Raw genomic sequence first — 14,419 nt, 5'->3', positions numbered from 1 at the left:
TTTATTCAATCTAAGATATGCAAGATATTAGATTAGAATACCGAAATTAAAGCGACACAGTAAAAAAACGTGTCTAAAACTAGTAAAAAGCTGCTGCCAAGTCATTGCTTATTTCATCAATTGGCGTGACAGCAGTTAGTGACCCTTGAATGATTAAACGATTGGTTGCATCGTAATCACCACAAGTAATCAGCGTAACAATTGTTTCTCCTGGGACTTCATCCAAAACATGTGTAGCGTCTGGACTTACCCACTCTTTTAAGTAAATAGTGTATTCGTATACGTTATTTAAATCATTCAAATATATTTTTTCACCTGGTGAGGTACGTGATAATGGGGAAAATAGCGCATCTGAATCATAGGACAAGTGGCTTGCTAAGGCATAATTGCCGCTTCCCATCTCTTGCGTTTCAGATAACGTTCCTGCTCCCCACAGCAAATGTTCATTCGCTAATCCCATGAAAACAGGGAGATTTAAATCGACACTTGGAATCAAAATCCCAGCAATTACTGGATAATCTCTTTCATTTTTATCCAATTGCGCTTTTAAGACGGCTTCAGTACTGATTGGTTCAACAGCATTAAAATCAAAAGTTACCTGATCTGATTTCTGGCTATTTTCTTTTACATCAGTTCTTGTATAATTGGCAATTGCAAATTTTTGTGTATTCGACTTTACAACTATATTTTGTATCTGCTTGCTGAATAAGAAAAAAAGACCAATAATCAATGCACAGAAACACAAACCCTTGGAAAACTTCGATTGAAACACACTATGACCCTCCAATCATTCATTTTGAAAATGATAATTTTCTTTCGTTCTCTCATTTCGGATTAATAATAGCATCGTTATTTTTAATTAACAACTAATTTGTTCATAATACCGTTCACAGATTAGGGTATTATGACTTATCTTGTTTTTTTTACATTTCATAAAATTGAAAAAAACAAAACCAAAACCAAAGAGTATCCACGCCGAACTATCCCAAAACCCAACATTTGAATACCAAAAAAAATAACATTTATTTTTAATTACTTTAAACTTAAAACCACTGATTAGTTGACACTATACAAATAAACACCTTTCATAAATAACATAACAAGTAACATTAAAATAATTCCCGACAACGATTGGCTATCGCGTGAAAAAATGAAAAAACACATGAAAAAGACTACAGTCTTTTTCATGTGTTCAGAAACATGTTATTTGAACATCTTTATTTTCAGTCATATTTTTATCATTAGTTTGAGCTTTTCGAAAGTTTTTTCTCCAAAACCAGAGACTTGTAATAAATCTTCAATCGTTCCAAACGGACCATTTTCTTCACGATATGAAATAATTGCTTGTGCTTTTGATGGTCCAACCCCCGCTAATTGTTGCAACTGACTTAAATCCGCCGTATTGATATTGATCAAATCCTCCGTCAAAGAAGATTGTTTGTCTTCATTTTTGTGTACTTTTTCAAATGAAAACTCTACTTCATCTTGACTGGGGACATAAATCATCTGCTGATCGCTTAATTTTTCTGCTAAATTCAATTGCCGTTCCTCGGCTTTTTCAGTAAACCCTCCTGCCAGCAAGATCAATTCATTTAGTCTTGAATCACTTGATACTTCATACACCCCTGGTTTTTTTATTTCCCCTTTAATATCAACTAGAATTGTTACAGCTATGTTATTACTGGTACTAGTAATAGTACTCACTTCTAATAAGCTTTCACTACTAGATTCGACTGTCTCCCAAAGTTCTTCTTCTTTCGATGAATCATTTAACATCAAAAAAAGAACGATGATCAAAACTATTACACTCCCACCGACTATTACCAATCTTTGTTTTTTATCTATTTTCATCGCATATTCCCTCCTTTTCATTAGAACATACTAAAAAAGCAAGTTGAATTTTTTTCAACTTGCTTCATTTCATCAATTAATTTTTAAAGGAGTGAATCGGCGCTGGAATACGTCCACCGCGCTGAATAAAATCAAAAGACTTCGCTGCATTAACTTTCATCACAGGTGCTGTTCCTAACAATCCGCCAAATTCAATCATATCACCAACTTTACTATCTTTCGCCGGAATAATTCGCACCGCTGTCGTTTTGTGGTTAATGACTCCAATTGCTGCTTCATCTGCAATCATTGCAGCAATCGTTTCGGCCGTTGTTTCACCAGGGATGGCAATCATATCTAAACCAACTGAACAAATGGCCGTCATTGCTTCTAATTTTTCTAAGTTTAAGAATCCATTTTGAACAGCTTGAATCATCCCTGCATCCTCTGATACCGGGATAAAAGCTCCAGATAAACCACCTACATGATTACAGGCCATTACGCCACCTTTTTTAACGGCATCGTTCAATAAAGCTAACGCCGCTGTTGTTCCGTGCGTTCCGACAGATTCCAAGCCCATTTCTTCTAAAATAAAAGCAACACTATCCCCCACAGCAGGTGTCGGCGCTAATGATAAGTCAACAATACCAAACGGAACGTTCAAGCGCTCTGAAGCGACTTTACCAACAAGTTGTCCCATTCGTGTAATTTTAAATGCTGTTGTTTTAACCGTTTCAGCAACCACATCAAAGCTTTCCCCTCGAACTTTTTCTAATGCACGCTTCACGACACCAGGACCACTGACACCAACGTTAATCACACAATCCGCTTCACCGACACCATGGAATGCGCCTGCCATAAATGGATTATCATCGACCGCATTGGCAAAAACAACTAATTTTGCACAGCCCATATCAGAAGCTTCTGCTGTTTCTTTGACCATTTCACCCATCAGTTTCACCGCATCCATATTGATTCCAGTTTTCGTTGAGCCAATATTCACTGATGAGCAAACAAAATCGGTTTGTGCTAATGCTTGAGGAATGGAACGAATTAACGTTTCATCCGCTCCCTGATAACCTTTTTCCACTAGAGCGCTGTAACCTCCGATGAAATTCACACCGACTGTTTGAGCGGCACGATCAAGCGTTTTTGCAATTTGAATACACTCTTCTTGTGTAGCGTGAGCCGCAGAAGCCACGATGGCAATCGGCGTGACTGAGATGCGTTTATTAATAATAGGAATCCCATATTCTAATTCAATTCCTTCACCAACAGAAACCAAGTCTTTCGCTTTTGTTGTAATCTTTTGGTAAATTTTTTCACACATTGCTTCAATATTACTATCCATACAATCCAGTAGTGAAATTCCCATTGTAATTGTTCGAATATCCAAATGCTCTTCTTCGACCATTCGAATCGTTTCTAAAATATGATTAACTTCCATCTTCAAACCTCCAATTATAATTTGTGCATCGCTTCAAAAATTTCTTCATTTTGAATACTGATTTTCACACCTAAAGCTTCACCAATATCTGATAATTCTTTTCGTGTGTGCTCAAAATCTAATTGTGGATTTAATTCAAGAACCATCATCATTGTGAAATACTCTTGCATAATCGTTTGCGTTACATCGACAATATTAATGTTTAACTCTGCTAATTTCTGGCTAACCCCAGCAATAATACCAACCTTATCTTTTCCAATAACCGTTAAAATTCCGCGCATCTAACCACTCCTTTTTGTTTTTATTAGTATAGCACATTTAACCATTGAAATAGTGGAATTTTCTGACTTTTCAAAAGGAAAAACGAACTATCTACTATTTTAACGATTTATCATTCATTTTTAGTGGATAATCATTCAATTGAATCTCAAAACCTACTCTGGGTTACCTGCTAACACTAAAACAATCAAAAAATAAGGCCATGACATTCGTCACAGCCTTAAGTGAAAAGAGTTTTTCTATAAAACTTTATTTAAGAAGTTTTGTGTTCGTGGATTTTGAGGAGCGCCAAAAATTTCACTAGGTGTTCCCTCCTCTTGAATGATTCCTTCATCCATAAAAATCACACGGCTAGCCACTTCACGCGCAAATCCCATTTCGTGTGTTACAACGACCATCGTCATACCTTTATCAGCTAAATTCTTCATAACGGCTAGTACTTCGCCTACCATTTCTGGATCTAATGCAGAAGTTGGTTCATCAAATAACAGTACATCCGGATCCATGGCTAAAGCACGAGCAATTGCAACACGCTGTTGCTGCCCACCTGAAAGACTTGCAGGATAACTATCACTTTTCTCTTTTAATCCAACTTGTTCTAATAAACGGATCGCTTTTTCTTTCGCTTTTGCTTCTTCTTCTTTTTTAACCTTAATAGGGCTAATCGTTAAATTATCAAGAACCGTTTTATGTGGAAAAAGATTAAAACTTTGAAAAACCATTCCCATTTTTTGACGTAATTGATCAATGTTTGCATTTTTAGCTAAAATATCTTGTCCCTCAAAGACAATAGAACCCGAGGTTGGTTGTTCTAATAAATTCATACAGCGTAAGAACGTACTCTTCCCACTCCCTGAAGGTCCAATGATAACTACTACTTCACCTTTTTGAATGGTCAAATCGATACCTTTTAATACTTCGTTTTTTCCGAATGCTTTATGTAATTGACTAATTTCGATCACTTGTGTTCATTCTCCTTTCAGCGACACCTAATAGGCGTGATAAACTAAAGGTTAAAGCAAAATAAATTAAAGAAACGACAACATATGGTAAGAATGGTTTAAAACTCGCTCCTTGCACATTTCCTGCTTGGAAAATCAACTCAGAAACACCAATGACTGAAACAACCGATGATTCTTTAATGACTGTTACAAATTCATTCCCTAATGCCGGTAAAATATTTTTAATTGCTTGTGGTAAGATAATATGACGCATTGCTTGCGTTTGATTCATTCCTAACGAACGAGCGGCTTCTAATTGTCCACGATTCACACCATTCACACCGGCACGAATAATTTCTGCCACATATGCCCCACTATTAATCGATAACGCGATACAACCTGCTGCTAAACGTGAGACTTCAAAGCCTAAAATTCCGGTACCGAAATAAACAATAAAAATTTGGACGAGCAATGGTGTACCACGAACATATTCGATGTAAATCGTTGCTAGTACACGGATCAATTTATTTTTGGCTAATTTCATAAAGGCCAGTAAACCACCTAAAAGTGTTCCAAACAAAACACCAATTAAGGCTAAGAAAATAGTATAGCCCGCACCACTAATGTAAAAAGGTAAATATTTTTTTAAAAACCCGGTTTCATCTTCAATTAAATAAGTATTGGCTTCCTCTTGGTAACCTTCTAATAAATTATTTTCAATAATTTCTGTAATCGATGCATTGATTTTTTCTTCTAAAATCGGTGCATTTTTGGAGAAAGCAACCGCAACGTCTTTATTCGCATCTTCAAAAGAAGCGTCTGAATAAATAATATCATCGTGACGATCAACATATCCTTTAGCAACAGGACCTTCCAGAATCGCCCCTTCAACTTTCTTATTTTTCAAGTTTAAAATGACATCTGGAATTTTTTGTAACGACACCGCTGTAGCATTAGGCATTTCGCTAAGCGCTAGTTCCTCTTGTGTGGATTGTTTTTGAACAGCGACGGACAAACCATCAAAGTCTGCGATGGATGTTAACGACTCTTTATTTTCTTTTCGAATCAACAATTTTTGCTCTATCGTCATATAAGATTTTGAAAAACTAACTTCCTTTAATCGCTCCGGTGTCGGTGACATCCCTGAAATAATTAAATCAATTTTCCCAGTTTGTAATGCTCCCAATAAAGCATCAAATCCCATCGGCTCAATTCGAAGTTCAACACCTAAGTCTTCTGCAATTTTTTCTGCAACTGAGATATCAAAACCAACAATTTTTTGTTGCCCATCGACTTCTGCATAAAATTCATAAGGGGCATAATCAGGTGATAATCCAACAACCAACGAACCTCTTTCAACGATTCGGTCATAGGACGGATCTTTTGCGGCCGCCTCTACATGAGCTAGCGGCATTAATTGACTTGCTAGTAAAAGTAAACTCATTAAGAAGAAAAAGCCTTTTTTAAATTTCACGTTTTATTCATTCCTTTCAACATAAATGTATAAACATACATCAAAACCGTTTATAAGCATAACATAAACTTTGTATTTGTAGAAGGTTTTCTTTCATTATACAAAAAAACTAATCAATGAGTAATCTTCAACTCACTGATTAGTTGTTTTTGTTATTTCGGCATTTCTCCAGACCATTCAAAGGCTTTTTTAGCAATAATTACGGCAATGATTTCATTTAATATCGCTGCCGCAGCAATTGTTCCTTGAATAACAACGGCAGATTCAGCGTCAAAAGTGTTTAATGAATTCACCGCAATCCCCGTAAATACCAAAGAAACACCGGAATGGGGTAATAGAGTTAAACCTAAATATTTTTGAACTGTTTGAGGCATTCCTGTCGCTTTCGCCCCAATAAACGCACCACTATATTTACCAAAAGCCCGAGAAACGATATAAACGAGCGTAAAGATACCTGCACCTAAGATTAGGTGATAATCAAGGGGTGCACCCAAATTCACAATGACAACTAATAATGAAATTCCCAAAATCGGATTAAATGCTTCCATAATTTGATATAGTCGTTCCTTGGAAACAAGATTCGCAAAAACGGCTGAAAAAGCCATACCGATTAACATAAAGTTAATCATTGGTTCACTTAATAATTCTTGGTTAATATAAATACCAACGGATCCTGCGATGACAATAAAAAAGACCAGAATCATTTGCGTTTTAATCTTAGACATTTCTTGCTTTAATAAAAAACTAGAAATATAGCCAACGATTGCACCAATAATTACTGGCAGAACAATCATAATAGCTAACGTAGAAAAAAGAGAATTCGATGAATCCCCACTTTTAGTCGCAGTAATCAGTCCATTTATACTGAAAAAAACAATTAAAGCAACCACGTCGTCTAAAACAGCCATTGGTATCAGAGTTTTAGTGACTGGCCCGTTTGTTTTAAATTCTCGAACAATCGATAGAGCCGGTGCAGGCGCTGTTGCCAATGCAATACTACCAAAGATAAATGCTAAATAAATCGGTATATTTGTAAAATAAAAAATAATTGAAAAAGAGAGTGTCACAACTGCAAACGCCCCTAGGGATTGAGTCAATGTTGTAAGCAAGATTTGCTTACCTGATTTTTTTAAGTCTTTTAAAACCAATTCAGTACCAATCATCAATCCGACACCACACTCAAGTAAACTCAAGAGTATCTTATACCAATTAGCCGCTAATAGTGATTCCCCCATCAAACCAAACGCATGTGGTCCTAAAGCCATACCTGCTAGTAACCAACCTAAAATGGCAGGCATTTTAAATTTTGTAACCACCTTTCCCAGCATAAATGCAAGAGCTAATACCAATAAAAATTTCAAGACTACCAACTTCAAACATCCTTTCAACGATTGTAGTGCAATAAAACAAGCTTTTTATTACTTATTTAGTGTAAGCAAGGTTTTTGACTTTTCTATGAAGAATTCACGAATAAGGTACGGTCGTTTTCCCACGGAACCCCCGAGCTGCGTAATATGAATCTGCACCATTATGGTAAGTAAACGTTCGATTATAGCGTTTATCACCAAATAATGCGCCACCTAACTCTCGCACTTCATTCGGTGTTCTTAGCCAACTAGAAGTCTTTAAATCAAAAGAACCAAGTGTTTGTAAATAATCATATTCTTCTTCTGAGAGCATCACAATACCCATTTTTTTTGCACAATTCATTGCACTATCTTCGGGTTTATGTTTTTTTCGAGCAACAAGTGCCGCTTCATCGTAACAATAACTCCTCCGATCTTTTGGTGATTCTCATGAACAATCATAAAAAAGATACCCTTGATCATCCATTGCGACAACATCTGGCTCGCCACCAGTTCTTTCCATCATTAATAGTGTTTCTAAGGATTCGGGATGTTTTTTTAGTGCCGCTTCAACCTTTTCCCAAGACATGTTTTCATGTCGATTAGTATGTTCTAAAAATCGTTCCTTTAGTCTTTCCACTAAGTTCTCTAAATGGATTTCCTCTTGCGTCATTTTTGTCTCTCCTTATTTTTTGAACTCGCAAGTAATCAGATGATCATTGACCATTCCTATAGCTTGCATAAAGGCATAAACGGTTGTACTACCAATAAATTTAAAACCTCTTTTTTTCATTTTTCGACTAATTTCATCTGATAATTCCGTTGTCGCAGGTACTTCAACGATCGTTTTCCAAGGATTATTTTTCACCTTATGTTGAGTGAACCCCCAAAAATAAGCATCGAAACTACCGTATTCTTCCTGAATCGCTAAAATTAATTGCGCATTATGAATCGCTGCTTTAATTTTTAACGAGTGCCGAACGATCCCAGCATTGTTCATTAATTCTACAAATTTATCCTCATTATATTGAGCCACTTTTTGAATCTCGAAATTGTCAAAAGCTTGACGAAAATTTTCTCTTTTGTTTAAAATCGTTGACCAACTTAAACCAGATTGCATATTCTCAAGTACCAACATCTCAAAAAGCTGTTGATCATCGTGAGTTTCTTTCCCCCATTCATGGTCATGATATTCTTGTTCTAATACACTTCCATTTGCCCATTCACAGCGCATTCTTATCACTTCTTTCATCTATCTCTATTAGTCTATCGATGACCGTAGAATCTTTTCCATTTTTTTACCTTTAGCAAGCTCATCAATTAATTTATCCAAATAACGGACTTCTCGCATTAAAGGTTCCTCTATTTCTTCAATTCGAACGCCACAAATCATTCCTTTAATTAGTGAACGATTGGCATTCAACTTCGGCGCTTGCGCAAAAAAGTCTTCAAAATTAGTCTCAGCGGCTAAATGCTGATCGATAGCCTCTTGTGTATAGCCCGTTAACCATCGAAAAACTTGATCCACTTCTTCTTTTGTTCGTCCTTTTTTCTCCACTTTCGTTAAATATAGCGGGTAGACACTAGCAACCGTCATTGTATAAATACGGTGTTTCTTCATTTAGTTCGCCTCTTTCTTTTACTCTTCATCTCAAACAGTGGCAATGTGAAAAAGTATTAACTCTAACAAGACGTTAAATTTATTCATACTTGGAGTAACAACTAACACCAATGTATCTTGAATTTTCCCCCGTGCTCATCCTGATTGATTCCTATTCTTCATTATAGCAATTTATTTTTTATTTTGTCATATCTTTTTTTCGCGCAGTCACCTATAATTAAAACAATGGTCTTAAAAACTGTTATCCCTCAATTGGCTTATCTCATAAGACAATTATTAAAATAACAGGGAGGAGAAATTGTTGGTAGAAACACTAAATAAGCACGTCTATGTTGTCCTATCGGGTACGGACACTGTTCTAGGTAGAATTATTCAAAAAAAACTAGGCGTCAGCTATAACCATTGTTCGATTTCTTTAGACGAGGATTTAGAGCGAATCTACTCATTTGGTCGAAAAACGTATTGGCATGTCTTTTCTTCGGGCTTCGTCAAAGAAAGTAAAAGTAGTGGGTTTTATAAAAAATTCGGCAATACTCGAATTATTGTTCTAAAAATTCCCGTAACTGAAAAACAATGGAAGAGAATAAGAAAAAAGATTTCGGCATTTAAAGCAAAACAAGATATTTATCGCTATAGTTTGATTGGATTAATTTATTGCGATTTAGGTATAGATATTAAGCGGAAAAATAAATATTTTTGTTCTCAATTTGTTACGGAAGTCCTAAATACATCTGGTATCACCTTATTTGATAAGCCAGAAACCTTAATTCGCCCACATGATTATTTGAAATTAACAGAACCTAAAATTATTTATTGTGGTAAAATTCGAAATTACGGTCATAAAGAAACGCTGACTCGTCACTTTTTACCTCAAACGATTCAATAGGCAAACGAATATGTATTCGTTTGTTTTTTTATTTCAATATTATGTAACATATACTTTACCTTTAAGTAACATATATGTTACCATTACATCAATGGAGGTTCATGTCATGAAAGATATTCAAGTAAGAAACCAAGTAAAACAGCTACGACTCGCACAAGGGAATATGACACAAAATGATTTGGCGAAACAAGTCGGTGTCACTCGACAAACAATGCACTTAATCGAAAACAACAAATACAATCCAACAATTAGAGTGTGTTTGCTCATCGCCAAAGCTTTGAATACATCAATTGATCAACTTTTTTGGATGGAGGAATCTATATGAAAACAATTATTACCTACTTGCCACTCATTGCACTTATTATTGCACTTCGCTTAGTTGGCGATTCACTATCTTCAAAATTAATCGTCGGCATACTCATCTGTCTAGTCGTTTACGCTAAATATCAACGACACAAAGGTATTGATAACAATGTTGAGTATGATGAACGCGTTGAAGCTAACATTAGCAAATGGTCACTACGTACCGTTTATTTGCTTAACTCTCTTTTACTTGGGATTCTGTTGATCAATCAGTCTGCACTTTTGAGGATTAACATCAGTCCAACATTTATCATTTTATATTTAATCGCGACTTTGATTATTCCTTTTTACTTGATACCAACAATTATGAAAAAATTATAGGAGGATCGATATGACAATAGAAATTATTCTTTTAGGAAGTTATTTACTTTTCTCTGGTTATTTGATTGGAGTCAAAAAAGCACTCTGGATTTTAGCTGGTTATAACGAGAAACGCGTAGCCGATAAAGAGAAGCTAGCTAAAATGGTCGGCTTTACCTATGCCATACTAGGTGCTTTGTTACTATTAGCCGGTCTGATTCGTGTGCCGTTTGCCGAACCGCTCGCAATTGGTGCTCTTGCCGTAATTATTCTTCAAATTATTTATGTTCAAATAAAAATGGTTCAATAAAAAATCCAGTATCTTTACGAAATTTCGTAAAGATACTGGATTTTTTCCGCAAATTATCATTGATCAATGCGAACAAAATGATTATCAGCCACTTCTTTCCATTCAAATTTCTGTGATAACTCGATTTTTTGTTGAATCACTTTTTGCTTCATCGCTTGACGAGCTAATTTAGGATCCGCAATTGGTGCTGCAGCCAATAATTTTTTTGTGTATAAATGCTGCGGATTTTCGAATAATTCTTTTGTCGGTGCCAATTCAACAAGTTTCCCTTGATACATGACAGCAATTCGATCAGATATATGACGAATCACAGATAAATCATGTGAAATAAACAAATAAGATAAGCGAAATTCTTGCTGTAATACTTTTAACAATTGAATAATTTGTCCTTGAATTGAGACATCTAGCGCTGAGGTCGGCTCATCACATAAAATAAAAGCCGGTCGATTAACAACCGCACGTGCAATACCAATTCTTTGGCGTTGACCGCCACTAAATGACCGTGGTAGTTTATGAATCGCTTCTCCTTTAATCCCAACTGTTTCAAGTATTTCTTGCGCTTTTTTCTGCGCTTCTTCTTTTGAATCTGTCAGTAAAGGTTCCATCACAAGCTCTAATGCACTCATTTTTGGATTCAATGCAGAATACGGATCTTGAAAGATGATTTGCATTTTTTGATAGAAGGTCTTTTGTTCACTTTTTGACAACTGTGATAGTTCCTGCCCTTCAAAAAAAACACGCCCCGAAGTCAATTGTTCTAAGTTTAAAATACTTCGTCCTAAGGTAGTCTTCCCACTCCCCGACTCACCAACTAAACCAAGCGTTTCTCCTTGATGGATCGTCAAAGAGACATCATCGACTGCATGAACTTCACTCACTTGCCCACGCCAGTTTTTTGTACTAAAAATCTTATTCGCCTGCTCGACACGTAGCAACTCCGTCATTTCGCTATCTCCTTTGCTATTAACCAAATTCGGTGTGTTTCTGAAATCTCTTTTTGAATGAGATGATCCGTTAATTGTTCATTATAGGTAAAAGTCGTCAGTTTCGCGTCTTTATCTCCTAAATGAGCAGCTAGAAGAAGTTGCTTAGTGTAAGGGTGTTGCGCATGATAAAAAATATCATCTACCGTCCCCTCTTCAACAATTCGACCTTGATACATCACTTTAATTTGATCACACATCCCCGCTACAACGCCAAGATCATGTGTCACCAAAATTACAGATAAGTTATTTTGTTCTTGTAACGTTTGAATTAACCTTAGTATTTGGGCTTGTATAGTGACATCTAGAGCAGTCGTTGGTTCATCGGCAATTAAAAGTCTCGGCTGTGCTAGTAACGCCATCGCAATCATTACACGTTGACGCATCCCACCAGACAATTCATGTGGAAATTGCTTCATTCTTTTTTCAGGTAATGAAATACCAACCTTCTCTAACTCCGCAATAGCTAACTTTTCCGCCTCTTTTTTAGAGACTTTTTGATTACGACGGATAACTTCGATTAAATGATAACCGATCCGTCTTAGTGGATTCAAAGACGTCATCGGATCTTGAAAAATCATCGAAATTGGTAACTCTTTCGGACTTTGTTGTTCAATACCATCAAAAATAAACCGTTCAAAAGTTGCTTCAACATTTTCAGGCAAGATATTCAAAATACTTTTCATAGTCATACTTTTTCCACTACCAGACTCACCTACAATACCGACCACTTGTCCTTCTGGAATCTTCAAGTTAATTTCTTTTAAAAGTGTTTGAGAACCTTTTTTGTGATGATAGCTCGCTTGTAATCCTTGGATTTCTAAAATATTTTGTGTCATCGATCAAACCTCCTTTTGTAATATGGCTTTAATCATATCACCCAAATTATTGAAGGAATAAACCGTTAGGACAACAAATACTCCAGGTAAAATTGCCATATAAGGTGCTCTTTGTAAACTGCTTTGAGCATTTTGTAATAAACTCCCCCACGAAGCCATCGGTTGTTGAATTCCCAATCCTAAAAAGCTTAAGGCTGATTCAGTCATAATCGCACCAGAAATACTGGCTGAAGCTGCAACAATTAGAGTCGGAAGTACAGCAGGGAAAACATGTCGAAAGATAATTGTTGAGGCTGATTGCCCAATAAACTGGCCATACAAAACATATTCCCGCTCTTTCGCAGCTAATGTTTCGCCTCGAATCAATCGTGCAATGCTCATCCAAGAAAAACCACCAATCACAATAATAATCGTTGATAAACCAGGGCGCAAGAAAACGCTCAGAACAATCACCAACACCAGCCAAGGGATCGCAGATAAAACATCGACGATTCGCATCAAGACATTATCAACCCATCCACCGAAATAACCAGAGACAAGTCCAACAAACGTGCCAATCGTGGTGGCTGTAACCATTGCTAGGACGCCGACAAGTAGTGAGACGCGTCCGCCATACACTACACGAATAAAGTAATCGCGTCCAACTTCATCCGTTCCAAATAAATGCTCAAAACTCGGTGGTTGCGACATATTACTGACATTGGTTGCATTTGGATCTATTGGTAACAAGGGAGCCGTAATCGACAATAAAAAGAGCAACACTAAATAAATAACCGAAAAAGTATAAACCGGTGAGGAAAATAATAAGTTTCGGAATTTTATCATACTCGTGAACCTCCTTTACGAATCCGCGGATCGACAATCGAATATAAAACATCCGATAAGAGGTTACCTAAGATTACTAAAGTCGCTGATAATAGCATCATCGCCATAATCACAGGATAATCCAGACTTTTGGTAGCACTCATTAAATACGGTCCCACACCTGGCCAAGCAAAAATCGTTTCAGTAATAATGGCTCCCGTCACTAACATCGGTAGAGCTAAGCCTATTTGCGTGACTACAGGAATTAAGACGTTACGACTAATGTGTCGACTAAAAATTTGCCACTCACTTGCATGAAAAGCCCTTTGAACCATCACATAATCTTCTGACACTTGTTGCCTTGTCGATGATCGGATATAACGGGTTAACTCGGGAAAGAAAGCCACGGTTAATGTGGTGTAAGGTAAAATGAAATGATTGAGATAGTCCGCTAAATCGCCTTCTTTTCCAACAGTGTGCATACCGATAATTGAAAACCAATTTAAACGGTAACCAAAAAAATAAATTAAAATCATGGCAAACCAAAAAGTCGGTACAGCAATTCCAATAGAGGCAATTCCATCAATTAAACGATCCAAAAATTTCCCTTTATTAGCTCCTGCAATTAAACCAAGAGCAATTGCCAAAAATAAAGCCGTTAAATACGCAGGTAAAACCAAGCGAATCGTATTTGGAATTCGGACCATCATTTCTCCTGCAATGCTTTTTTGCGTGACTAATGAATAGCCCAAATCGCCAGTCACAATATTTTTAAGCCAAATAAAGTATTGAACTAAAAAAGGTTCGTTCAATCCATAGCGTTCTCTTAATAAGTCGATTTGACCTTGCGACATATTCGGTGTCGTCATTGAATCGATCACATCGTATGGTGCTAAATGAATAAGTGAAAACACGATAAATGAGATGACTAGTAACAAAGGAATCGCTTGTAGTATTCGTTTTAAGATATATTGGAGCACCTTTTTCATCCTCTCT

At 36.4% G+C, this 14,419-nt stretch carries 17 protein-coding genes and 1 pseudogene; 4 read left to right on the top strand and 14 right to left on the bottom strand.

What is annotated here, in order from left to right; translation table 11 throughout:
* Positions 1 to 79 precede the first annotated feature (79 nt).
* The 10 genes and pseudogenes from IEV09_RS01705 to IEV09_RS01660 form a co-directional block, all read right to left on the bottom strand.
* Positions 80 to 772, bottom strand: a complete 693-nt coding sequence (locus tag IEV09_RS01705) for a class A sortase (protein ID WP_229731641.1) — start codon at positions 770 to 772, stop codon at positions 80 to 82.
* A 455-nt stretch (positions 773 to 1,227) separates the two neighbouring features.
* Positions 1,228 to 1,851, bottom strand: a complete 624-nt coding sequence (locus IEV09_RS01700) for a helix-hairpin-helix domain-containing protein (protein WP_188366524.1) — start codon at positions 1,849 to 1,851, stop codon at positions 1,228 to 1,230.
* A gap of 76 nt (positions 1,852 to 1,927) precedes the next feature.
* A complete protein-coding gene (locus IEV09_RS01695; protein ID WP_188366523.1) occupies positions 1,928 to 3,277 on the bottom strand; it encodes a PFL family protein in 1,350 nt (449 codons plus the stop codon).
* A 14-nt stretch (positions 3,278 to 3,291) separates the two neighbouring features.
* Positions 3,292 to 3,558, bottom strand: coding sequence for an ACT domain-containing protein (locus IEV09_RS01690; protein ID WP_188366522.1), 267 nt, complete (start codon positions 3,556 to 3,558; stop codon positions 3,292 to 3,294).
* 237 nt (positions 3,559 to 3,795) lie between these two features.
* Positions 3,796 to 4,518, bottom strand: a complete 723-nt coding sequence (locus tag IEV09_RS01685) for an amino acid ABC transporter ATP-binding protein (RefSeq protein WP_188366521.1) — start codon at positions 4,516 to 4,518, stop codon at positions 3,796 to 3,798.
* Complete coding sequence (locus tag IEV09_RS01680; RefSeq protein WP_188366755.1) at positions 4,505 to 5,941, bottom strand: ABC transporter substrate-binding protein/permease; 1,437 nt, start codon at positions 5,939 to 5,941, stop codon at positions 4,505 to 4,507. Before IEV09_RS01680 ends, IEV09_RS01685 begins: the two co-directional genes overlap by 14 nt.
* Positions 5,942 to 6,123: 182 nt before the next feature.
* Complete coding sequence (locus tag IEV09_RS01675) at positions 6,124 to 7,341, bottom strand: cation:proton antiporter (protein ID WP_209651410.1); 1,218 nt, start codon at positions 7,339 to 7,341, stop codon at positions 6,124 to 6,126.
* A gap of 94 nt (positions 7,342 to 7,435) precedes the next feature.
* Positions 7,436 to 7,990, bottom strand: a pseudogene (locus IEV09_RS01670) (DUF4256 domain-containing protein).
* Between the two features lie 12 nt (positions 7,991 to 8,002).
* Complete coding sequence (locus tag IEV09_RS01665) at positions 8,003 to 8,551, bottom strand: DNA-3-methyladenine glycosylase I (RefSeq protein ID WP_373281466.1); 549 nt, start codon at positions 8,549 to 8,551, stop codon at positions 8,003 to 8,005.
* A gap of 27 nt (positions 8,552 to 8,578) precedes the next feature.
* Complete coding sequence (locus IEV09_RS01660) at positions 8,579 to 8,938, bottom strand: DUF2200 domain-containing protein (protein ID WP_188366518.1); 360 nt, start codon at positions 8,936 to 8,938, stop codon at positions 8,579 to 8,581.
* A gap of 301 nt (positions 8,939 to 9,239) precedes the next feature.
* Between IEV09_RS01660 and IEV09_RS01655 the strand changes: the two genes are divergently transcribed.
* The 4 genes from IEV09_RS01655 (at position 9,240) to IEV09_RS01640 (ending at position 10,797) form a co-directional block, all read left to right on the top strand.
* Positions 9,240 to 9,824: a C40 family peptidase gene (locus IEV09_RS01655; protein WP_188366517.1), complete on the top strand. Its 585-nt coding sequence runs from the start codon at positions 9,240 to 9,242 to the stop codon at positions 9,822 to 9,824.
* A 106-nt stretch (positions 9,825 to 9,930) separates the two neighbouring features.
* Complete coding sequence (locus IEV09_RS01650) at positions 9,931 to 10,149, top strand: helix-turn-helix transcriptional regulator (RefSeq protein ID WP_188366516.1); 219 nt, start codon at positions 9,931 to 9,933, stop codon at positions 10,147 to 10,149.
* Complete coding sequence (locus IEV09_RS01645; RefSeq protein WP_188366515.1) at positions 10,146 to 10,508, top strand: hypothetical protein; 363 nt, start codon at positions 10,146 to 10,148, stop codon at positions 10,506 to 10,508. Before IEV09_RS01650 ends, IEV09_RS01645 begins: the two co-directional genes overlap by 4 nt.
* A 10-nt stretch (positions 10,509 to 10,518) precedes the next feature.
* Positions 10,519 to 10,797: a DUF3784 domain-containing protein gene (locus tag IEV09_RS01640; protein ID WP_188366514.1), complete on the top strand. Its 279-nt coding sequence runs from the start codon at positions 10,519 to 10,521 to the stop codon at positions 10,795 to 10,797.
* A gap of 56 nt (positions 10,798 to 10,853) precedes the next feature.
* Here IEV09_RS01640 and IEV09_RS01635 read toward each other — a convergent pair whose 3' ends face one another.
* Genes IEV09_RS01635 through IEV09_RS01620 form a run of 4 tightly spaced genes read right to left on the bottom strand, consistent with a single transcriptional unit; the run spans position 10,854 to position 14,403 of the window.
* Positions 10,854 to 11,741, bottom strand: coding sequence for an ATP-binding cassette domain-containing protein (locus IEV09_RS01635; protein ID WP_188366513.1), 888 nt, complete (start codon positions 11,739 to 11,741; stop codon positions 10,854 to 10,856).
* Positions 11,738 to 12,619, bottom strand: a complete 882-nt coding sequence (locus tag IEV09_RS01630; RefSeq protein WP_188366512.1) for an ABC transporter ATP-binding protein — start codon at positions 12,617 to 12,619, stop codon at positions 11,738 to 11,740. The genes IEV09_RS01635 and IEV09_RS01630 overlap by 4 nt, the downstream gene beginning before the upstream one ends.
* Before the next feature lie 3 nt (positions 12,620 to 12,622).
* Positions 12,623 to 13,444 carry an ABC transporter permease gene (locus IEV09_RS01625; protein ID WP_188366511.1) on the bottom strand — a complete coding sequence of 274 codons (822 nt, stop codon included), beginning with the start codon at positions 13,442 to 13,444 and terminating at the stop codon, positions 12,623 to 12,625.
* The gene (locus tag IEV09_RS01620) at positions 13,441 to 14,403 is read right to left on the bottom strand and encodes an ABC transporter permease (RefSeq protein ID WP_188366510.1); all 963 of its coding nucleotides are present in this window, start codon (positions 14,401 to 14,403) and stop codon (positions 13,441 to 13,443) included. The genes IEV09_RS01625 and IEV09_RS01620 overlap by 4 nt, the downstream gene beginning before the upstream one ends.
* Positions 14,404 to 14,419: the final 16 nt, after the last annotated feature.

This window comes from Enterococcus alcedinis, from assembly GCF_014635985.1.
GTDB lineage: Bacteria > Bacillota > Bacilli > Lactobacillales > Enterococcaceae > Enterococcus_I > Enterococcus_I alcedinis.
Note: the sequence above shows the minus strand (reverse complement) of the source record. Positions and strands in the feature narration are given on the sequence as shown.